The sequence below is a fragment of the Pseudomonas sp. BJa3 genome (assembly GCF_026343815.1).
GTDB classification, from domain to species: domain Bacteria; phylum Pseudomonadota; class Gammaproteobacteria; order Pseudomonadales; family Pseudomonadaceae; genus Aquipseudomonas; species Aquipseudomonas soli.
The window spans coordinates 1-280 of the sequence record NZ_JAOXMC010000117.1; the positions used below are offsets into that span (position 1 = coordinate 1).

The following is a 280-nucleotide window of genomic DNA, read 5'->3' on the forward strand; positions in this document are numbered from 1 at the left end:
TACTTCCCCCTGCGCAGCGCGACGGCGGCGCGCACCATCATCGGACAGATCCAGGCGAGCGAGGCCACCGCGACCCGCGGCTCGGCCCAGGGCCTTGTCGCGGACCGCCCCGACGTGCCACTCGGCATCGCCCTCGTCTCCGGCGCCGTCCTCGCGCTCGGGCTCTGGAGGGTCCGCTCATGACCGTGCTCCCCGTGGTGCCGTGGTGGGCGGCCCTGGCCCTGAGCCTGCTGATCCTCGGCCTCGTGGGCTGGGCAGCGTTCCGGGCCGTCCGCTCCGG

The 280-nt window shown here is 75.4% G+C and carries 1 protein-coding gene; it reads left to right on the top strand.

Features of this window, described 5'->3' with window-relative positions; all coding sequences use genetic code 11:
- On the top strand, positions 1-183 hold a 183-nt coding region (locus OH705_RS27110; RefSeq protein ID WP_267303422.1), incomplete at its 5' end, for a hypothetical protein.
- Positions 184-280 lie beyond the last annotated feature (97 nt).